Source organism: Legionella stuttgartensis (genome assembly GCF_977063405.2).
The window spans coordinates 112,469-134,840 of record NZ_CDRUHA020000108.1 but is presented as its reverse complement, the minus strand read 5'-3'; the positions used below and the strand labels follow the sequence as shown (position 1 = coordinate 134,840).

Sequence of the window (22,372 nt, the reverse complement as noted above, 5' to 3'; positions counted from 1 at the left end):
CCATTGCTTCAGATGGTTGAACAGATTTTAGTCTAATATATAAGTGTGGGATTTTCTTCACGCAGTGAAATTCATGAGCTATGAAATTACAAGCGTATAGATTGAGATAATTACTATGGTTCCAACTGAAACAACAGGTATTGTATTGAAATATGAGGAACTTACATCGTTTTTAAAATATATGTTTGAGGGTACATACTTAGCAGATGAAATGGAAGGCTTTGGACACTGCAATGGATTTTCCAGCTTATTCATGAATAGCATGCGCCAAGGTGAGAAGGGGAGATCAGATTTTTATCGACGGATAGAAATCATCAGAGAATTACTTAAGATAAAGGACCAAACGTCCTCTATTAGTACTTTAAGTACGGTTCCTGAGCATATGCAGGACCTTATTCGAGAAGTTGTATTGTCTCTTCAACAAGAGACCAACAGTCAAGAACCTTCTTTTTTTGTAAATGGTGATCTACCTATTCTTAACGATTTGACTTCATTTGCACAAGAACTAGTGGTCTACCATGATCCAGCGTCGTTTACTGCTTTGTTTGAAGGTTCTCCTAAAGAGCCTGTTGGCCAAGTTGCTGAGCTGGTATATCCTTTAATGTTCACTCCAAAAGAATATAAAAAGTGTAGCGTCGAAAAGTTTTCGGTTGGTATATATAATAAAACAGAATTTTTACATTACTTTGATCGTCTCCATAATGCATTAGAAACAGAACCCACAAAAGAAAACGAATCACCTAATCCTGCAGTTTCCTTTTTAATGGGGACTACTACGCACTCCATTAGTATTGGTTATGATACGACAACTAAAAAATGGTTTATATCCAACAGCGAGGACATAAAAAAGGACTATTTAATCGATGGAACCCCAGATACTGGAAAGCTTGCTGAATGGGTTTTTAACGCCCTGGTAAGAAAAGATGTAGATAAGTATATTGCTTTTTCCTCTACAATATTTGCTGATACTACAAGAGTCGAAGTAATAAAGGAAACTCTTAAAAAAGATGCTGCTTGGCAAGTTATCCACGATCCCACACGAAAAGAGTGCATTAACTATCTTAGTTATAACGATATAAGACTACTTCATATACTAGTTGCAGAGGCGGATTTAAGCACGATTGCAAACTATCTCGACTTTGTAAAAAAGCTAACAACAAACACTTCACTTTTTTTTAATACGACAAATTATTTAGATCAAATCCTAAACGCTCAAGATAAATTTGGATATACACCTTTAATGTTTGCTATTGATAAAGCGGATTTTGAACGAGTAGAATTACTACTTCAATATAATCCTGATTTAAATTTAAAAAATAAAAATAGTGAAAGTGAAGGCCAAACAGCGCTTGAAATAGCTCAACATAATCTAAAGCAATATCGTGAGAGCGGTGGGGGCAACAAGCAAATCATAGAATCGTACTCAAAAATAATAGACGTCTTGGAAAATCACTTAAAACTTAGCCCTACAAGTAATAAACATTGAATCTAAGGGCAACTATTTGAGATAAAAAAAGGGCCTCTAAACTGTAAATTATAGCGCCCCTAATCATTTAATTTTTTAGAGTAGGATTATCCTGCTCTGAGGGATGCGTTGAGCATATCTGCATTACATATAGGGTTAAATACAGGGGAATATTTTTCATTTAGGAGAAAATTAGTTACATATGGTTGAATATTTTTTGGTTGTTCCATAGATAGTTGTTCTTTAATGTAGCATTCTATTTCTGCATGATTTTCAATTGGATTTTGTATCCAGGACTTCACTTTATCTGTGGATATTACAAAGTTAAGTACAATCTTATTATGTCTGATGTTGGGCTCCAGAAGTATGGTGAAGTAATATTTCTTTTGACTAGATGAATATCTGGCAAGATAGTCACCTGGATTGGTAAGTAAACACTTCGCGGCCTCGGTATCAATATTGCCGTGATACAATGGAAATTTCATCTCTTTTTTTATTTCTTTTTTTACCTTGAAGAATGCTGCTGCCTGGGGATAATTCCATAGCTTGGAGTCATTGTGTTCGCTGCAGTGTTCACTTCGTTGTTGTTTGAGCACATTCCCATAAAATAACAAAGCGCGCGCGAGCATCATTGCTGTGTAAATTTTGGATAATTGTTCCGACAGTCCTGCACTGCAAGTTCCATGTTCAATAATTTCATTTAACTGAGAATATATGGGAGCCCCTATGTTTCTCAAATTAACAAAATCAGAGTCGGCAAATCTATTTAATGCTCTCATTAAGCTCGAGTCTTTGGGGGTAGATACTTGATAGTCCTCCTCTACAAAGGTATGAAATAAAAATAGTGCAAATTCAAACTCATGGAATTGAGGAGTATTTCCAGAAAAAGCCCATTTATGTTTAAGGTGAATATTTTTGGCCTTATTTAAAATATTTTCAAACAGATTACAAAATGCCTCATTGAATAATACAGTATCTTTTACTGACGGACCTAGAGTTTTGCTCATTTGCTCTATACAGCGTGCATATACATTGGGGAACGTAGTAAATATGTTTACTAGATCGTCTCGTGAAAAACTTTCAACCCACTTCACGCTTTGCTTTGTAATTTCACTGCCGCTAATATAGTCGTCTAACAACCCCGTTTCAGCAAGACGATTTAGAAGCATAGCTTCTGTATAGGTCGAATTGTTGGAGGTGATAATGGTTCTGGGTTTCTGCTGCTCTTCGTTTTCCTTTTCAGTATCTTGGTTTTCAATTTTCTTTCTCATATATATCCACTTTGTTGATGCTATACGTTGTTCGATTTTTTGCTTTCATTCTCAACTACCCATATTTCATTTGCTGCTCGCAGGCCTGATAGGTAAGCGCCATGTACTGTGGCGGGGAATTTAGCATTAGTTGCTTCTCCTGCAAAAAACAAACGTTGCTTTACAGGTTGGGCTAAGACATTGTATGCATTACCATCACCATCTATTTTAATAAATGAGTAGGAACCATAACTAAAGGGATCAGAATACCAATGAGTAATTTTATAATAACTAGGTTGAGGTATTTTCTCACCATAGATAATGCGTAAATGACCCATTAAATCGTTTACTACTTCTGCATCACTTTCCAGTTCCATTTGCTCTGCCTGTTTTCCAGAGACAAAAGCCATAAGCGCAGGATTTTGATTGATTTTGTAAAGATTGACAATTTCGAGCCAGCGCGCGCCTTGTGCAGGAAGGTAATTGATTTCATCCACCGCACTATCCCAAAATACATGAGAAAATTGCAGATAAACCCTGTCCAAGACCCCCATAGCTAATTTAGACATTGCCATCTTTTTAGTATCAGGTAAATCGGGATGAAAATGAATAATCCCTTTTTGCAATACACCTAAGGGAACGGTACATAAGACATAGCGCGCTTTATAGCGTCCATGATTAGTAGAAACAATTATGGGGAGATTTTGATAGTCTATGTCTTGCACTACTTTATTGAGTTCTATCTTGAGTCCTTTAGCTAAGTTAACAGGCAATTGCGAATAACCATTAGGAAAAACTAAATCCCCGCCTTCAAAACTATCGTCTTGGTTGAATTCAAACATAGAAAGTTGTGATAAGTCACCTGCGTATTCATATTGAATAGAGGCAAGCAACCTATAATGAAGCAAGCGAGCGTCTTCTTCATTTAAGTTTTTCTCTATTACATAATCGTTGTATGCATTTTCTACACTAATATCTTGGTTATCATTTTCTTGGTGCTCATTTATGTAACGCATGAATTGATTTTCTAATTTGTCCATGTAAGCGTTTATTTTATCACTCAAAGGTACTCCATGAGCATTATATATTTTTGCATTATCGAAGTTGTAAGGAAGCGTTTGTAGCCCAAACTGTTTACTAAGAGCGGTGATAGGGTTCCCTTTTGTCCCCTGAATCCAGCCAGCCCCTAGTTCAAAAGGCTTTAATTGGGAATAATCAGTCCAGACTCGACCTCCGATACGATCACGAGCCTCAAGAATTAGAACAGATAATCCTTGTTTTTGTAATTGACGGGCAGCAGTAATTCCAGAAACTCCAGCGCCAATAACAATCACATCAATGGGCTTATTTGTCGCAAAACTGATAGTGCAAGGAAGTAGCAACAACATTCCTATAAACGTGAAATGGAGTCGGAGTGCTAGTTTTTTCTGTTTCAATTTTATCATCCCATTATGTCTGCAACGTGTGGCAGCCCAAATAGAGCCTCTGTTCCAAGTTTCTCATCCAATACATGTAAAATCATTTTTTAATTTTTAAATTGAATCATTATTTTCAACAAAAATAAAATATATAGAAGGGCTACTACTTCGTTAAAATGGAAATACATTACACTTGTCATCATTAAAAAGTACTTCATTTTGCGCTTCACATTAGGTGTTATTCCCTTAGGTTCTCCTATTTTAATATCAACCCGTTTTATGGAAAACGTCGCATTGACTGTTATTATCAAGTCCTTGATAATGTTTGATGGAGATAAAAAAGTAAGTGATGATGGTTTGATTAATGCGAGGTTGTCGCCTGACCATATATGGACTCTAGCTCTAACTCACTCATGATTTTTGTACTCCATACTTACTTTTTTATGTACGGATACAGCTATGAAAAAATATTATTTGATGAACAAGAAACTCTGTGTGTTGTGGATGTGTCTTTCTACGCCCATGGCTATGTCTTCCTCTGCAAATCCTTTATGGACTTTTGTTCCTTTGACCGACACTAAAGTAATTATCATTGGAAATAGTAAACAAACTATAAAATATAGAGTCACGAACCACTCGAAAAAAACACACTCTTTAGTAATGACGCCTATACCAGGTATAAGTCAATTAACAAGCCCTGGATATTGTACAGACGTATTCACCTTAGGATATAAAGAGTCTTGCATTTTAAGTCTGTATATCGATGGCAGGGTTTTGAAAGGTAATGTAGTTGGCGGACCAAAAGTATGCACCCAAGGCAACGCCCATCAATGTTATCAACCAAGCGAAGAAAATTTACTTAATATAAAGAACATACAATCATTATGTGATACAAATTCATGTACGGAGAAACTCTCGGTTTTTGGTGGTGAAAAGTCAACTTTCGATAATTATTTTACCATAGTTAATGGATATCATGTTGGGACACAAGAATACCAAGAGTACCTACCAAAAAATGTTTCTTTTATCCCAAAAAATAAGGAAAATCCGTCATTTATTAAATTATCAGCGAAACCTTCAAGTGCTTTTCCTTGTATTGGAAGGGGATACGTAGATCCAAATAATCGGGCTATAGTATCTACTGGAACATGCACTTACACGTCAGGAGCTTTTTATTCATATCGTAAGGGGTTTTATGTTAATAAAGGTTCTAAGGGTGAAACGATTAATCATGGTGGTATAGAGATTAGATTGAGAGTTGAAAAAGATGATCCCAACTTAACAATGGACCAGCTTTATCAAAAAGGGGCGTGGCCTGCTGTATGGATAATGTCACCCTACATAGATGATACATTTCGCTTTAATTCAGAAAAGTTTACACCAAAAAATCTTTGGCCATCTGCTATGGAAATTGATATTTTGGAATTAATCAACGGCGGTTGGACGGCAACTACTCCTATTATTGGTTCAATACATTATGGTTATTTAGCAAACGCAACTGCAACCTCATGGAATTATATCAATAATATAGGTGATTTTGACCGACCAATAATGCCCTTATATCCTGCAGCAGATTCATCTAACTGGCATAACTATGGCTTCATTTGGGAGAAAAAGGATGGAACCTCGATTACTCGTTATGTTCTCAGCTGGTACTATGATGGTATTAAGTACACTTCTATTACAATAACTCGTTGTAAAAGTGAGACCACAGGTAATATGATTTTTAGTGCAGAAAGAGAAGTAAACGGGGTACAGCAATTAATATGGTGTACAAGTTCTAGCCCAAGATGTTGTACTGTTGAATCAAACAGATGCAATCTAGCATTAAGTGTTCCTATGCCTTTAACCGAAGCGGAAGTGATGTTCGACTCATTAACCCATGGATTTGACAAGGGTTATTATTTGAATGTTAATCTTGCTGCTGGTGGTGAAGGAATAGGTGTGTATGACCCTAGCATACCGGGTTTCCCCGCGCCTTCCTTTGGAAAAGCAAATATGCAAATTAGCAATATCAATCGCTTTGTAATTAGATAAAAATTGAATAATGGCACGCCCCGGAATAGATAGGTCCAGGGTTAGCGCCTATCGCTATTGTCATTCCCGCGAAGGCGGGAATCCAATCCTTGAATTTTCAAAAGATGCAAATGTTTTATGTATCTCCGCTGGTTGTGATTATTGAAATATCTTTAGAAAACAATAAAATATAACATTCGTTTTAAATAACACCCACCATGCTTACTATAAAAACATTAAAAAACCTCCTGCATATTTATAAAAAACAAGAAGCTATTTTTTCTTCTACATTAGATGCTCAAACTCTGGATGCGATGCAACAAGAGTCTGACTATGTGTTCTTCTTTTTTAATCAATTCACTCATGGGGACGAGGATACTATTCTTCCCCAAGAGATTATTAGTCACATTAGGCGTTATTTCAAGAATCGTTGGGAGCTACTGAAAAAATCGAATCTAGTCTATACCCGTCATCCTTTTTTACCTGCTAATCAGTTCTGTCTCAAAATAGCGGAGGTTATTGCCGGACCTGACGAAGCAATATGTCAAATTTTAATGCCTGGGCTTGTTGGCTTAAATCGAAAAGGTGCTGATCTTAAATTTGAAACAGAGACAGAGGGGCATTTTGAGCTTGAGAATTATGTTATTAATCATGCATATAACAGGTTAATCCCTGTATCAGAAGTCTTTCAAATGGCTAAAGTGGATAGTAATCTCGTGATTGCTGATTTTCAACCACCTGAGAACCAAGTAGTCTATCAATTGAGCGGTAGAGACATGCTAAATTTAGAGCAGGTTGCAGGAAAAGCCAGTGAAACATTTATCAGAGTATTGAAGGAACACCATAGAAATAGATATGACGATAAGTCATTCGGTTTTGCTCTAGGTCAATTGGCTTTGGAGCTTAAAAAAGCGTCAGTTGCTGATTCAGGTAGTGAGGGATGGGCTGATAATGAGGTTGTTGCAGGAGCGATTAAAACGTTTTATGAACTTTGGCGCAAACTTCCCAAAGATATCAGTTTACCTGAACCGCACAAAACTCTGATTAGTAACCTCTGCCTTAAAAGTTATGGGGGTTCGAATCTTACGATTAAGAGCTATTTACTGGCTTTATTCGTACGCCATAAGGATTGTCCGCTCACTGAAGAAGAATTTGTGCAACAAAAGGCAGAAGATATTTTCCCTTGCGCCTTTCAAATTTCCAATTGTCTTTTCGAATTTCTCAATCAATACCCTGAACTCTATAAAATTCCTATTCATGCGGAAGCAACAAAAGCGAAAGAGGATTTACCCTCTCTGGCTTCTTTATTGGATGGGGTATTAAAAGTCTTAGCTCATCGTCCCCAAATGCTGGATGGTGATGATAGCGGGTTATTTTCCCTATTAATTCGATTAGTGCGTCAAAGCACGGGATATAATGTGTTCATTGCAGCCGATTTTATAGCGCCGGGAATTAAAGATTATGAACATTTTAACTATTTGACCGATACCCCTGAGCTTTTTAAAACAGTAGCCACACGTGCTCAGTCACGCCTGGATAAACTGCCCTATATGACTAAAATTCATAAACTGCTTTCATTTTTTTCTGAAGAGCAACAACAAGTCATTGTAGAGTCAAAATTTTCAGAGTTGGCGGGGGAATATAATACACCGGAAAAATATCAATTAATAATGTCCAAACTGGGCGAGTCAGTAAAGAAAAGTTTCAGACAAAAATATGCAGAGCAAATAAAAAATCATTGTATTTCCTTTGAAGCATGGAAAACTCATTTTATGCTTTGGAAAAGTGATACCGCAATTCAAGAATTATTATTAGAGCAACTTTTTTCTCAATTTAAGAATAATATAATTGATAGTAATGTATTGTTTGATCTGTTAAAGGCGACCAATGAGGAAGGACGCATAAAACTTGTTACCGAATTTAAATCACTCATTAACACCAAAGGTTTATTTGAAAAATGTTTGGGTTATATGTCTAATTCCAGTTATGAACGATTTTTAAATTTATTCCGTTTGGATTCTTTTATTTGTTCTCTCTCAGAACTGCAGTCTGTTGCCACGCTATTTCCTTCAGACAAGCTTCTAGATATTATTTTCACTCAATTTACCCCTGAAAAATTAAACTGCAAGGAAGAGGAGTTGACTTCATTAAAGTGTCAACTAGAGGTAATTACTGGTGATGAAGTAAAGAAACAATACCATGACTCTTTATTTATTTGGGCAAAAAGTTTGAAACCAGACGAACTCGAGTACTACATTACTGAAATTATCGATAAAAAATATGCTCCTGCACTTTCTACTTTTAGACTAAGAACATTTCCTGTAAAAGAGTATTTAAAAGCGAGTACGCATGAAAGTGGTGATAATCGATTAGCGTATATTTTATGTTCAGGAGCGCAAAGTGGAGCTTTAAATATGCTGCTCATCCAGGAGCTTACTCCTTTAATGTTGCAGAGGCATTTCATACCCGATATAGAAATTGCAATTAGAAATAAAAGATTTGAACAAGAAATATCTAATTTTACTCGTGATATAGAGTTTTTTGCTAAGAATGATAAACGATTTACCCATCCTTATAGCGAGGTGGGGATGTCATTATTTTATCGTGCTGTTTATGATTGGGTAGATAGTTTCCCTAAAACCACATTTAAAAGTCTAATTATGTCTTCATTTAAAAAATATGAAGCACAATCATGGGGAAGTATGTGGGGATCTTCAAGACGCTCGAGCGTTGGGAGTTATTTTGATAGTCATACTGATAGTTATTGTAATGCAAAAGCATTAGCTATGTTTTTCATGAGTGGTCCAAATTATTCAACACTTAGTGATCTTATATTTCAAGAAATAGTTAAAGAAATGAAAAAGGAATTTGGAAAAGGCCCTTCTTGTTCATATAAAGAACTAAAATATCAATTAGTGGATAATTTTGATTTAGAAAAATATAGTCATTTTTATCTTAAACACCTAAAAGATCATAGGGAGACCATTCAAGCGTCTCATCGTGAGTTATTACCCTCTACAAAATTTAGTTACAGTGGTTGTTAATAGAGATTGGTTTCAGTACGAGGAAAACTTAATTTAAATAAGAACTGGTCTATATTAGATCACCCGCTTTAAATAAAGCGCTAATATTTTTTAAGTATTTCATTTATAATTATTTTTAAATAACAAGTTTGTAATGGAGAACAATGTATGTCAGCTACTAAAAGATTAACTAATTTTTATGGATCTTTTTTTTGGAACTGCACAAAATTAGCTATTTCCCCCTATCGATTAACAATTAAGGCTTTCCTGGACTCTGAACATCCTGATCCAAATGACCTTGCTTTAGGAATCGGTGCTTGTCTTGTTTTATCCACTATCGTTCCTATTTTACCAGCAATTAGCTCCGTAACTATTGCAATTGCTTCTATTGCAGCGGTACTTGCATTAGCAACTATGTTTGTCACTTACCCCTTTACTATATTGTCTGATGCATGCAAATCCGATCATTCACATAGTCACGAATTCGTAATTTGATAATTGGTGGCTTAGTTGGATTAGCCTAGATGTTCGGACAACATTTTTAATTAAATTTTTACTAATTAATTCATTATTGGTCTCTTTTTAGAGGATTCAAGTGAGCACTATATCCGTACAATCTGAAGCGCGTCTAAAATGTTGCACTCACTTCGTGTTCTTCACTTCGTATTTTGTCGAACATCCGCTCTCCTTATTGGGCAGGGGCGGGGCGCACATTAATGCTGATTTACGCTTAATGTGGATTAGGAACCGAGCTTCTAAGGTGTGACACCTAGTTGCGGTTGCTGTGGTTCTAACTTAATTAATATTTCATTAAGTTTTGAAATAACAGTACCAATGTCAGGACGCTGAGTCGGATCTTCCTTTGTCATTTCTTTTAAAATCTCTTTTATCTCATTACGTAGGTCAGTTTCTTCTGATAACGGAATAACCTGTGAGCCTTGGATGTACTCAAATAAATTAGATCCCATCTTGTCTGGATCGTAACATCCATTTTGGTGTATTTGATCAAGTGCGAATTTAACAACCTCCGCACCACTCTGTGCATTTAACTTTTCAGGAAAGTAAAAGTTAGGATCTAAATCTGGATTTAGACACGCTATTAACAACACCCCAAGTTGAAATATGTCTCTTGCAGGAGTTACTAAGATGGTATTTGAAGATGTTATCTGAGCGAGCTCTGGGGGTAAAAAGGCAGGGCTCCCATAAATAGTATCCTTTTCACCAACTTTTAAAGCACTATCTACATCTAAAAAATTAATTTTAGAATCCGTCATAGATAAATAGGCCCGTATATTCTCTAATTTAATATCTCTGTGAACAAAATTTTTATCTGAAATTTGTGTTTTATATGCTTCCAATATAGGGAGGATGACACGTTTAACCATTGTTGCAGTATCAGGATCATTATCAGCAATGAAATTGACAACTTCTGTGTCTAGATCGCTACCTTTTAACTTATTCATGAGTGCATAACTTTTTGAAAATAAACCGAGTTGAGCGTGTGATTTTTTAACCTCGATAGGAGGTTGCATGCCTAGATGACTAAAGTTTTTCGCTTGCTGATAAGCTGCAACTGCTTCTGAGTGGCTATATGGAGCTGCACCTGTATCCAGTATGTTCTTTTGAGCATAGTGAGTGTTTTTTACTCTAATAGCTTTTTCCTCACTTGGTGTATAGGTAACCGCACCACTCGCTTTATCAACCTCAATATAACCCATAGTTCCTCTAGCCTTACTGAAAGCTCCTTTTCCTAGGAAGTCTTTACTTATAACATAGTACCTTTTAATGTTAGAATTGGTGTTTTCTTGATCAAGAATCAAATTATGAGTTATTTCTAATTCGAGAGAGGGGGTTACCTTATGTTCTCCCTTCTTTTCTAGAAAAGCTGAATCATTCTTAATCAGATAATCACCTAATGCTTGTGCTTCTTGTTGGGAATTATTAATCAAAGTGGGATCAATTTTAAGTTTCATGGCTGGATACAAATTAATACAACATGTTTAAATTATAGGCCATATATTGATAATAGGTTCTGAGGGGACTACGAGATAGAAAAATCGATTAGTTGATTTAATCTAAGCTAATGAACTATCTCACATATTTTTTAGAAAGGGCAATATCGAAAATTTTTTGTTGTTCAAGATTCAAGGAAAGGATAGATTCGTTGCTTATGAGCTTTTTTCCGGACTTCCAAATAACTTCTATAAAATATTGATATTTAGAAGTCCTGATTTATTTTTAATATGCTTGTACTTCCGAGTGAATCTTATGATCACTAAGAGTAAAAAAATGTTTTTTAGATATTTTAATTTTTCTTTTGAACTGTTTTTCCAGTAATTTTTCAATTGCCATAAAACAATCACGTAGAGCAATATATAAATTGGGGTTCTGCTTGCTACTGCTAATTTCCTTGCCAAGTAAAGTCATATTAATGCTTACACGAAACATTATCCCTTTAAGTCGATTATTTTGTTCCCTATCGATGACCACTCGGCAATGATTTATTTTTCTATAGAATCTCTTGAGTTTGTTATAATGCTTATCGATATAGCATTCAATTGCTGATGAGTATGAAATAGATCGAAATATTATTTGAACTGATGACATAGCTTAAATCCTCTTAATTTAAATTAATTTTTAAAACAAAAAAATTTTCAATTTAATGGTAAGAGATATGATTCATATATTACTAAGTAGTTGTTATTAATCCTCCTTATTAAATGCGTTGTTGATTAATCTATAGAGACATTTAAGGGAAATTTCAATGCTGGTTTTAAAAAAATTTTAGTAAAGATTACTCTTGTAAACTTAGGAATAATCCCTATATTACGACACCCATAAACATAAATAATAGCTTTGATGGCGCGAAGCATAATCAGTATTTTTTCTATTCTAGAATTATATGTAATAACCTATTTTGATTAATTTTTTGGTAATTATACCTTCAGAAAGAAATAGCTTTTTAATTGTTTCAATTGAATTCCTAGATCTTTGGATTTTATTCTTATGATTTAATCAAACCTTGATCTCGCTTGGCGGTATCAAGGCTCGCCTGATACATGGCTATGTATTACTCCCATTTCTAAATCTATACTTATATGTAGAGGTGGAGTGTTATGGGCGAGACAACGGCATTCTTTTTAGAAGGATTAAGAACATTTAAAGATGGGACAGGAGCTCTATTTCCAGAGATTGACTTGACCATGTCATTTGCTGAGATAAACAACGCTCAAATCTATGATCCGATTGAATCTTATACTGTAGAACAAATTTCACAGTTTTTAAAAACATCGAGTGTTGAGGAACAAAAAATATTTGTTGCTTATTTATTGTCTACATTTACACGAAAAGATAATCCCAATTCCGAGAAAAACCTAGAAATTGCCATTAAAGAAGCCATAATAGACCCTTTTGAATTCTTGGTTGAAAATAACTATTTTGATTCAATTCCTACGTGGGTAACCCAAATAAATCCTCAAAATTCTCTAGAATTTGTTGGAGGGGTTATCACCCAATATTTTGGAAGCGACGAAGAGCAATTCAAGGCGCGATGTGAATCTTATACTAAAAATATCATTGCAATCTCTAACACCATATCTAAGGAAAATATGATCCATTACTTGAAAAACAATCCGCAAGTCCAATTAGTTTTCGGTTTGTTTGGCCGTCTCCATCTTCCTTTGTTGGACGAACAAGGAATGATACTTGAGAGTAATCCTAATTATCGACAAATCGAGGTATTTATTGATGACAGAAAAGTGGTTTTTCATTTATTTGGTGGCAAACATGGTAGCACTGAACAACTATTAAACATAATTACCAAGGCGGAACAATGCGGTTTAGTTACGGAAGCCCCATCTAAAAATCCGGAAGCTGAGATAAAATCGTCCCATCAGAAGATGGAATCAATGATGGGTGGTTCATCAACGGCATCACATTTTTCCATTGAACATGAATCGAATGAACAAAATAGATTTAATAAAAGTGACAACAAAGAGCCTGATTATACCTTTTCAAAAATGAACACTAAAAGAGAAAATGTAACATCCTATGAATTTGATCCTTTTAAAGATGAGGAAGAGGATTTGAGTTTCTTTCAAACAAAAACTAGAGATCAGGTGGTAGAGCCGCCAGATTTTGATCCTTTTAAAGATGAGGAAGAGGATTTGAGTTTCTCTCAAACAAAAACTAGAGATGAGATAGTAGAGCCGCCAAATTTTGATCCTTTCAAGGATGACGAAGATGATCAAAATTTTTCTCAGGTCTCTCCAACCCTAAGTGAAAATAAAAAAGGAGAGCAAGAAAAATTTAATCCTTTTACCGATGAAGAAGACGAAGAAAGTATTGGTTTCCATGGTCCATAATTTATCCTATTGAGCTTCTCCATGTATTTGAATACTTACATTTCAGTAGCCGGTTTTCTAGATCTGATATTTCATATTTTTTCTTTGATCTTCGATACCAGGCGTAGGTTAGGTCATCGATCCACATAAAGAGTTAGAGTGCTTTGTGGATGAGTGAAGTGCCCCTGGATTTGGGGAAGAGCCGAGATTATTTGTTAGATCAAAACGCCACGCTTTGTGCTCTTCGCGTTCGCATTTTTTCGAACCTCGTTCGGTTCGAATATTTCCGGGCCAAAGACATAGGAGGTCTTGGCTACTATTTGGAGTGATTTTTGCTTTTATTGTTTTTATCGAAAAATGGCGCGCCCGGAAGATAGAATATCGAAATAATAGTTCACAGAGAATAATGGAAAAACTTTTGGTATTTAAAATTACCAAAAAGTTTTCTTAAATGATTTAGCTTTAAGAAAATATTTTTACAAATCCGGGTTAATGATTTTCTTTTCTTTGTTTAAAGGTTCCAATGGGACGATAAGCCATATAATTACATATGCAAGAAAAGCCGCCCCTCCAGCTAAGAAAAACACAATAAATAAAATACGAACCCAAAATGGATCAAAATTAAAATATTCTCCCAACCCCCCACAAACACCTGCAATAATTTTATTATCCCGGGATCGCCAAAGCTTTTTATAAGGGGGAGCCGTGTTATTCATTGCATCTCCAAAAATAAATTTCAGAAGTCATTTAAAGAGTATAGAGTATTTGTTTAATAAATGAGTACCATCAATCTTTCTAAGATCGTTACTCTTTATTTTTAATTTCTAAAAAGCCTTGATACAAGGAACAATTCTCTCGAATATTAGCACAATCACCATGGGCTTTATAAAATATAATATCGTAATCCCAATTGAATCTGATTGCTATAAAGGGTGTTGAAACTGGTTGGTGTTCCAATTAAACCAATATTAAAAGGACCTCCGGTATCATAGTGTCCGGTATTGGAAAATTTACCCAGATCTACAAATTGGTAATTAAAGTCAAGTAACAAACGATCACAGAGAGCATAAGATAATCCGGCACCTACCTGCCAAGCGAAGTGATTTACTGTATGACCGAATTCATTTTGCTGTACGAAAGGCCAATAAATGCTATTGGTTTTATTAGAACTCAGGCCAATACCCGCCATTAAATAAGGCATAACTGGGAGGTTTATGTCCAGGTCATAATAACCATTAGCCATAACGGTATAATTTTTGAGTTTCGCAGTACCTATTTCAGGTGCATCATCCGTTGCTTGGAACGAAATAGAAGGGCGATAAGTAAATGTAACATCAGTTCTCAATTGCGGCATGAACCGATAACCAATCCCAACACTATAGCCCAGTCTGTCTTCTATATGCGTATCGAGCGCACTGATTTGAGTATTTGAAAGATAACTCGCAGTAATGGCAGAGGGGTCATTAAAGAAGTTGTAACCTAAATCACCCCTTATATATAAATTTCTGAGTGGTGTATCTGTTCCCATGGTCCCTGAAAATAAGTTTCCAGAAAAGATTAGACCCGAAATAATATAAATTATATTTTTTTTCACTAATTATCCTTAATTTGTAGACACTTACTCTATTACTATAACGAGATTAATTTAATGATGTAAACTGTCAATCAAGATTAATTGCAATTTTAAAGTGTACGGCTCTTAGGATCTGGCTTGGACATTATTGATGTCATATAGGGATGCAACATCCTATCGAGGTTAAAAAATCTCACGCAGAACTCGTTTTATTTTCAAAAAGTTAAGCGCTTATGAATAAGTTAAAGGGTAGCGATCTCGATGCAGAAATTATCGATTTTATTAGGTGATACTGATCCTGATTGCAACCATGGTTCAACGTGTCATGCTTCCTATATTGGAAGCATATAAAACACAAATTTCCGATAAAAATTTTGTTCATAGAGATAATGACTCGAAAGAACATCACAATTGGTGTAGTGCATAATTTGCCAATGGATTTTCAAAAGGTATCATCTTCTGATACGAAGGCGCTAGCTGTATAAGAGAACATTACACCGCTTGCCCGCAATGAATGATTCTGTTGGATTGAGTCTGCCAAAAAGCAGAAGACTAGGGATTGCCGAATTGAGAGGGCATGAGATTAGAGGATACCAGGAAACGAAGCAGAAGTCGTTTTGCATGGGGTACATCGACAAACGCATCACGTGCATGGAGAATAACGTGGTTATTGATAATTAGTAAATCTCCTGCTTTCAGAGTGAAGCGTAATTCTAGATCAGGGTGAGTAGCAAGACGATCATATAAGTCAAACAAAGTTTTCGCTTCAGGATCAATTGTAACTCCGGGATGGCGGTCTGCACTTCGGAAATAATCTGAGAGATAAACCGTTTTAAGTTGACCCTCATGGTGTGCACAAGGTGTTATCCATACAACCGGGGGAGTCCCTGGAGCTTGTTCGTTGCGTAAGTCGAGTAATACAGGTTCAAACAATCGGTGTATCAGATGTGGTGATTCGTTACGTAATGCATTGAATACTGAAACGGAACTCGTCAAACGACTTTCCCCACCTTGTGCCGCAGGTCGGATGGTAAGAAGCCCAAGTAGGTCAGCGCCGTCGCAATGAGGACGAAATTCCCGGTTAGTGAGATAATTACGTGCATAGTTGATATTCGCCTCGGGGCGGTTACATATTTCCCCAATGATGTCATTTTGTAGGTTTTGGATGCCTAAATGGCCAAATTGACTGCCGAAAATTGCCATAAATAATTTAGCGCGTGATATTGACCAACGCTCAATCGGAATACCGCGGATCAGGATAAATCCTCGCCCCTTAAACAATGCAGTGCAACATTCATCAATAAGTAATTGTAAATTGGTATTACCCCAGTCTCCGGGACCGATTTCATCAAACCTGATATCTGCTGCTTCGACTTCATCAATTAAAGTATCTATAGCGTTTATTTCAGCTAAAGACACATGATGTGCGATTGTTTCAAGACGTCCAATTTCCTTAACTTTCCAGGCGCATTCTCCTTTAAGCTCTTGTGTAGGAATTGACGTATGTTTTCTATTAAGAAAATGAATGCCTTGTTCTAAAGCGGTATATGTTTTCATACGGAGACTTCTTTAGGTTCGGTACCTGGGATCAATGCGCTCAAGTTTTCGCAAAAAAGAAGGCCAGGCAAATGTACCCAAGGTTCCATCGTACCAAGCGCTCGTCATTTTTTGAACCTTTTCAGGAATGCCCTGGATTGGTTTATTAAGTTCTCTGTTATGAGTTGTGGCGCGCAACTGTATGGAGCAAGCAGATTCTAAGTAGTAAATCAGTAACCAGGCAGCCCCACAGTTAGGCCCCACCGCTAACGTTCCATGATTGCGAAGCAACATGAGATGTTTGGAGCCTAAATCATTAACCAGCTGCTCCCCTTCGTGAGAATTAAGTACAATACCTTCATAGTCATGATAGGCAAGCTCGCCACCAATAATCATGGCATGCTGCGTTAGTGGTAATAACCCTTCTGCGCACACAGAAAGCGCAACACCATCTAGAGTATGAAGATGGATAATGCATTTTGCATCGTCACGTGCCTTATGGATTGCACTGTGGATGGCAAAAGCTGCTGGATTTATCATTTTGCTTCCCGACCCAATCAAATTGCCTTCTACATCAACCTTAATCAGGCTTGAAGCGGTCACTTCTTCAAACATCAAGCCGAATGGACTTAGCAGGTAATGGTGTTTGCTCCCAGGTACTCGCATTGATATGTGAGTGAAGATCAGATCGTCCCAACCTTTCAAGGCAACAAGACGATAGAGTGCGGCTAGATCGATACGTGCGCTCCATTCGTCAATAGTCATGCCTCTAGGGCAATCTTTATAGTGTTCCGCAGCAGTTGTCATTCCTACCTCCTTCTGCCCAGGGCTTTTAACGAATAGGAAAAATGAGCTTATGAATTAGACTTGTTCCGATCTTTTTCTCATAAAAATATAGCATATATTTGCAAGCTAAATGTAACAGCGATTTGTGTGGCCCTAGGGCATAATTTCAAACATATAATATCAAATTATGCCTTAACTCAATGGAAGTGAGACTACGCTTACTGCGTTTTACTGCTTAAATTTAAAAGACAGAATTAAAACAGGATGCAACGTGGCTGAGTTGTAGCTAGCTGGTTTTTATGCAAAGATGCACATTGATTTATTAAGGGTAAAATCAACTTGGTTATGGTAGGTAATACAGCACTTCATACTATGGTAATAATAAGACACTGATACTGGCCTTTTTTTCTCGGGATCTGATATAGGTACTGACCTTAAAATCAAGAAAAATTTTAATTAAACGCTTGCTTTAAAAGACACCAAGCATTCATTAAAATTTTTTGCAGTAAGAGCAGGATGAAGTCTGGAAAAATCGTCTGTTCTGCCGCGCTAACTAGCATTCAAATTGATCTAATAATTCAATCTGTTCATTAAGATTCATCATCAGATTTTGCCAATATACCGGCGTATTAAACCATGGAAAACTCAAAGGAAATGCGGGATCGGCCCAACGTTTTGCGATCCATCCTGAATAATGCAGCATGCGTAGTGTACGCAATGCTTCGATTAAATGACGTTCACGCGGGTTAAAATCATGAAATTGACAATAACCCTGTAAAATCTTCTCCAGTTGCAAATCCATTTGTTTTGGTTCACCTGAAAGTAACATCCAAATATCCTGTATCGCAGGGCCCATCAGACAATCATCTAAGTCAACGATATGAGGACCTGATTCGCTCCATAACACATTTCCTGCATGACAATCGCCATGCAAGCGTATTTGATCAATATCACCTATAGACTTAAATATTTGATTTACTTTATGTAATGCTGTTTCAACTGCTTTGCAAAAGTTAGAGGTTAAGTAATCAGGAATAAAACTCTGTTCAAGGAGAAGTTTGTAGGGATCATGGCCATAACTTTGGGGATTTAATTGGATGCGATGTTGAAATGACTGGCATGCACTAACTCTATGTAAGCGCCCTAAAAAGCGTCCCATCCATTCTAGTTGTTCGCTATTATCCAATTCTAGTGCATGGCCGCTGCGCCTAGGAAAGAGTGCGAATCTGAAATCACAATGATGGTGTAAGGTTTGGTCGTTTATAATTAGGGGGGCAATAATGGGAATTTCATGTTGTACTAACTCAAGTGAGAATTGATGCTCCTCTATAATAGCTTTTGAACACCAGCGATTCGGTCTATAAAATTTAGCAATGAGAGGCTCGGCATTTTCAATGCCTATTTGATAAACGCGGTTTTCATAGCTATTGAGTGCGATTAGGCTGCCTGTGCAAAGAACCCCCGTGCTTTCAATTGCATCCAAAATGGTATTGGGATTGAGTTGCGCATAGGGTGTTTGATTCTCGTGATTCAAGTACGAATTCTCTGATGGATAAGTATAGGGATGTATTATACAGAAAAGTAACAGTTGCTTGGCTACTTTCGAAGCCATAGACGCAAAAAATTTGATTTTATGCCAGGATGCACAAATATTTTTGCGTCTTAAAGGAGGGCTTTTTTAGCAGAGTTTATTGTATTGAACAAATTTCTTCGCTTTTGGGTACTGACTCTTGTTCTTGTTCTCTAATTTCTGTTTGAACCTTTTTAGGCTCTGCTTGTAAGGTCTGTTTTAGCGCGGTTAATAGCATTACAAGATGGTTTTTTCTTGCTAAATTTAATTCGTCAGGTGACATCTTGCTGGTTGCGGTATCTGCAGTTAAGTTATTACAGACTATAAATGTATCGCCCTTTTTTTGAATTTGGATTCCAGGAGTTTTTGGCCCACTATTTATAGCCAAGGTGTTTTCATTAACTTTATACATTCCAAAGTCAGGATTAAGGGGAATGTTTTCTCTCAAGGGAAGTTCGGAAAACCAATTCTTAAAAGAATCATAAGAGGTTAGAACGACGTGTGTACCTGTGCTTTGCGAAAAGGCTATATCATCTTCTTCATATGAAAAAAGGCGAATTTTATCATAAAAAGCATGTGCTTTTTGCAATTCCCCCTTCATTTTCGTAGCCGAGTCATGAAAAGAAAGTTGCGGTTCGAGATAATTTGCCAAGGTATCGAGATAGTCTTGAGGTAGTTTTCCAAAAAAACTATCACGAGACGTTCTGCTTACTTGAGCAAGATGAGGCGCCAGTTTTTTTATTTCTGGTTGAAATAAAAATCCATTTTTTTTAAGCTCATCTAAAAACTCCAAAAACTTGGGATGCTTTGAGGCCTCTACTTTTGACTTGTCCCATTCATAACCATAAGCTACTCTTAGCTCAAAAGAATACTTATTAACCAGAGCTGTAAATTGTTCATTTACTTTAATGGAAAAGAAGTCGGGAAAAATGTTCTCAAAATTTTCAATAAGTAAGTTTGCATAAAAATTATGTTGATAGCCATGCCGTCCTGAATTATTTTCTTTAAGATATATGGCATATTTTTCTTTCCAAGAAGAATAACTGATATTAAGTTCTAAATTGCTTTGCATGGCATTCTCCTGCGAATAAACATTAGAGCTGTGCACCAGACTGGAATTGGTGCGGTGTATGCTAGAGAATATCATTTGCTTTATTAAGGTATGATTAAGGAAATAGCGTAAAAGTTGCAATCTCCCTACCAACCTATGCAGGTAGAGTATTGAATTCAGGACCATAATGGACAAGCATTATCTTGCTGGTTCAAAAATGTAAATTGGCATGCCTAGAGCAAAAGTACTGCTACTTTAAAATGAGCCGAGCAACGACAAATAAAACAAGCGCTCTTCGCTTCGCATTAAACTAACGCATCAAGGAACCAAAGTTTATACGGAATTGGTTAACGACTGTTTATTCGCAGTAACAACTTTTCTTTCAGGTTCTGTACTAAATACATTCTTATGGAGAGGATTGCTCATAGTACTTGTTAACGTATCCTCAGAACCCGGCATATTGTGCATCATAGGGATGTAAGAGGTATCCTTGTCTAAATGCCCTAATTCCTTTTGAAATGCTTTAAAATTAGCATCAGTACCATTTCCTTTAATCGCAAAAACAATATGTGTAAAAAATTGTTTATATGGGTTTTGGCTTAAAATTTCTTGATACAAATGAGCGACTTTATCAGGAGGATTACAAAAAGCACCACAGCCAAACGCACCTAATATGATATTTTTCTGATTCATTTCAACAAGAGTATCGAGCTGGGCGTGTATTTTTTTTCTCATACTTTCTTCATTAAATGGATGAGGAAAAAATGGAAGAGGAATGCCAAAAATTCTTCTACGTAAATCATCTGCTGCGGCACGCAATTCAAAGAAAGAAAAAATTGTTCCATCATTGCTTTGGGGATTTAGAAGCGTACCATCACTATCGCGAATGAGGGTAAGCTGAGAAGGATTAAAATAAACTCTCCCGTCCTCGCCATTGATTAAACGAGACATGCCGGGTGAGTAATGGTGCGCATCCTGAAGATCATCATCCTTAATCGTGAAAGACCAATTGGTTCGACGCGCGATATCTTCTTCTTGGCTGCCTCTTCGATATTGAAAGACTCCGCCCACATGGTATGCATTCGCAAAATTTACCACAACTTGAGTTTCCCCCGTTTTTTGGGTCTGGATTCGTGCTTCAGTGAGCGAATCATTGGTACTCACAGAGATTTTGCACGTAGGGCGTACTGCTTCTGCAGGTTTTTTCCAAGCATCTAAGTTATTACTTGCAGCTTTAGTGTATGCAGATTGATGGTGTTCATACGTTTGAACCACTTCAGCTAACTGACTTCGATAAATTTTATCTTTGCCTCTAAGAAAAAAACTCATAAATTTTACAGAAAACGGTAAGTCTTCCTCTTTAATAAAACGTTGCCACATTTAAATGCATTCTCATAGTTAAAGATTAAACTGTACGCTATTTTATCACATAATGCTCAAAAGATAAGAATTTTCTACAGATTATAATGGAATCAAAGTTTCATGATCTAGATCCCAGAATTAATTGTAATCTAGATATTCCCTTGCTAGTTAAGTAATGGAACGGCACAAATCCCAATTGTAAAAACCGAGCATTTCTAATGCCAAAAATCTAAAAAAACAAAGCCATAGATATCTCAGCAAAATATTGACCATCAATTAATAAAGAATTTTTGTGAGTTCCTTCAACAATAAACCCAAGAATTAATTAGTTTTTCCATCGAGTCGATTAAATGTGGAATATCATTTTTTGAAAAATTTCCCCACTCATTATAATGAACAGCAGGATTGAGTTGCCATTGATCAAAATGTGACTCTCTAGTTCTGGTCTTAATTTCTTGGTCTATAATGTTTAATTTTTGAATAGTTTCATTTTTTGAGCGAAGAAGTCCATAATGTAGTAGGATTTTAAAAAAGTGTTACAAATTTGCTGCAGCACCTTTTTTAGTCTCTACAAAATGGAACTAAACTTCTTGATTGTACTGGATTAAATGGCGCGCCCGGAAGGATTCGAACCTCCGACCCCCTGGTTCGTAGCCAGATACTCTATCCAACTGAGCTACGGGCGCGTTGACTGGCGGAGAGAGAGGGATTCGAACCCTCGATGGGATTTCTCCCATACTCCCTTAGCAGGGGAGCGCCTTCGACCACTCGGCCATCTCTCCAATCAATGGTTGCGGAGTATATCAGGTATTTTGATGCCGTCAATATCCATTACTTATAAATTAAAACTTAATAGATACCGTAGTCTTTATAAGTCTCAGTATGGTCTATAGTTATTCAATAAGGGGTGAATTACTGTCTTATCTGGATACTACTCAATATTTCAAGAAATTAGTTTAATATTTTTTTATATAATGCT

Annotated in this window: 16 protein-coding genes and 2 tRNA genes; 5 read left to right on the top strand and 13 right to left on the bottom strand. The window is 36.4% G+C overall.

Annotation, left to right across the window (positions count from 1 at the left end; all coding sequences use genetic code 11):
• The first annotated feature begins 115 nt into the window (after positions 1–115).
• Positions 116–1,486 carry an ankyrin repeat domain-containing protein gene (locus tag ACWTEW_RS34210; RefSeq protein ID WP_454782443.1) on the top strand — a complete coding sequence of 457 codons (1,371 nt, stop codon included), beginning with the start codon at positions 116–118 and terminating at the stop codon, positions 1,484–1,486.
• An 86-nt stretch (positions 1,487–1,572) separates the two neighbouring features.
• On the opposite strand, the gene ACWTEW_RS34205 is transcribed toward ACWTEW_RS34210, so the two are convergent.
• Together ACWTEW_RS34205 and ACWTEW_RS34200 are read right to left on the bottom strand one after the other, a co-directional pair.
• Positions 1,573–2,736 (bottom strand): SH2 domain-containing protein, encoded by a 1,164-nt coding sequence (locus ACWTEW_RS34205; protein ID WP_454782442.1) that lies wholly within the window; start codon positions 2,734–2,736, stop codon positions 1,573–1,575.
• Between the two features lie 20 nt (positions 2,737–2,756).
• Entirely contained in the window at positions 2,757–4,151 is a 1,395-nt protein-coding gene (locus ACWTEW_RS34200; protein WP_454782441.1) for a flavin monoamine oxidase family protein, read from the bottom strand.
• Positions 4,152–4,592: 441 nt separating this feature from the next.
• Here ACWTEW_RS34200 and ACWTEW_RS34195 point away from each other — a divergent pair, with 441 nt between their 5' ends.
• The 3 genes from ACWTEW_RS34195 to ACWTEW_RS34185 all read left to right on the top strand — a co-directional run bounded on the left by ACWTEW_RS34195 (position 4,593) and on the right by ACWTEW_RS34185 (position 9,667).
• Positions 4,593–6,170 carry a glycoside hydrolase family 16 protein gene (locus ACWTEW_RS34195; RefSeq protein WP_454782440.1) on the top strand — a complete coding sequence of 526 codons (1,578 nt, stop codon included), beginning with the start codon at positions 4,593–4,595 and terminating at the stop codon, positions 6,168–6,170.
• A gap of 197 nt (positions 6,171–6,367) precedes the next feature.
• The gene (locus ACWTEW_RS34190) at positions 6,368–9,193 is read left to right on the top strand and encodes a hypothetical protein (RefSeq protein WP_454782439.1); all 2,826 of its coding nucleotides are present in this window, start codon (positions 6,368–6,370) and stop codon (positions 9,191–9,193) included.
• 147 nt (positions 9,194–9,340) lie between these two features.
• Positions 9,341–9,667 (top strand): hypothetical protein, encoded by a 327-nt coding sequence (locus ACWTEW_RS34185; protein ID WP_454782438.1) that lies wholly within the window; start codon positions 9,341–9,343, stop codon positions 9,665–9,667.
• Between the two features lie 260 nt (positions 9,668–9,927).
• On the opposite strand, the gene ACWTEW_RS34180 is transcribed toward ACWTEW_RS34185, so the two are convergent.
• Both ACWTEW_RS34180 and ACWTEW_RS34175 read right to left on the bottom strand, forming a co-directional pair.
• Complete coding sequence (locus tag ACWTEW_RS34180; RefSeq protein ID WP_454782437.1) at positions 9,928–11,145, bottom strand: protein kinase domain-containing protein; 1,218 nt, start codon at positions 11,143–11,145, stop codon at positions 9,928–9,930.
• 265 nt (positions 11,146–11,410) lie between these two features.
• The gene (locus tag ACWTEW_RS34175) at positions 11,411–11,779 is read right to left on the bottom strand and encodes an HPF/RaiA family ribosome-associated protein (protein ID WP_454782436.1); all 369 of its coding nucleotides are present in this window, start codon (positions 11,777–11,779) and stop codon (positions 11,411–11,413) included.
• 509 nt (positions 11,780–12,288) lie between these two features.
• Here ACWTEW_RS34175 and ACWTEW_RS34170 point away from each other — a divergent pair.
• A complete protein-coding gene (locus tag ACWTEW_RS34170; RefSeq protein WP_454782435.1) occupies positions 12,289–13,536 on the top strand; it encodes a hypothetical protein in 1,248 nt (415 codons plus the stop codon).
• 455 nt (positions 13,537–13,991) lie between these two features.
• On the opposite strand, the gene ACWTEW_RS34165 is transcribed toward ACWTEW_RS34170, so the two are convergent.
• From ACWTEW_RS34165 to ACWTEW_RS34125, 9 genes are all read right to left on the bottom strand, one after another.
• Positions 13,992–14,231 (bottom strand): PspC domain-containing protein, encoded by a 240-nt coding sequence (locus ACWTEW_RS34165; protein ID WP_454782434.1) that lies wholly within the window; start codon positions 14,229–14,231, stop codon positions 13,992–13,994.
• Positions 14,232–14,398: 167 nt separating this feature from the next.
• Positions 14,399–15,109, bottom strand: coding sequence for an outer membrane protein (locus ACWTEW_RS34160; protein ID WP_454782433.1), 711 nt, complete (start codon positions 15,107–15,109; stop codon positions 14,399–14,401).
• Positions 15,110–15,640: 531 nt separating this feature from the next.
• Complete coding sequence (locus ACWTEW_RS34155; protein ID WP_454782432.1) at positions 15,641–16,645, bottom strand: TauD/TfdA family dioxygenase; 1,005 nt, start codon at positions 16,643–16,645, stop codon at positions 15,641–15,643.
• A 12-nt stretch (positions 16,646–16,657) separates the two neighbouring features.
• The gene (locus ACWTEW_RS34150) at positions 16,658–17,431 is read right to left on the bottom strand and encodes a class II aldolase/adducin family protein (RefSeq protein WP_454782431.1); all 774 of its coding nucleotides are present in this window, start codon (positions 17,429–17,431) and stop codon (positions 16,658–16,660) included.
• 532 nt (positions 17,432–17,963) lie between these two features.
• Complete coding sequence (locus tag ACWTEW_RS34145) at positions 17,964–18,944, bottom strand: serine/threonine protein kinase (RefSeq protein WP_454782430.1); 981 nt, start codon at positions 18,942–18,944, stop codon at positions 17,964–17,966.
• 154 nt (positions 18,945–19,098) lie between these two features.
• On the bottom strand, positions 19,099–20,052 hold the full coding sequence (locus ACWTEW_RS34140) for a hypothetical protein (protein ID WP_454782429.1): 954 nt from the start codon (positions 20,050–20,052) through the stop codon (positions 19,099–19,101).
• Positions 20,053–20,364: 312 nt separating this feature from the next.
• Positions 20,365–21,411, bottom strand: coding sequence for a TIGR02452 family protein (locus ACWTEW_RS34135; RefSeq protein ID WP_454782428.1), 1,047 nt, complete (start codon positions 21,409–21,411; stop codon positions 20,365–20,367).
• Between the two features lie 591 nt (positions 21,412–22,002).
• A tRNA-Arg gene (locus ACWTEW_RS34130) sits at positions 22,003–22,079 on the bottom strand.
• Between the two features lie 6 nt (positions 22,080–22,085).
• Positions 22,086–22,175 (bottom strand) — tRNA-Ser (locus ACWTEW_RS34125).
• Positions 22,176–22,372 lie beyond the last annotated feature (197 nt).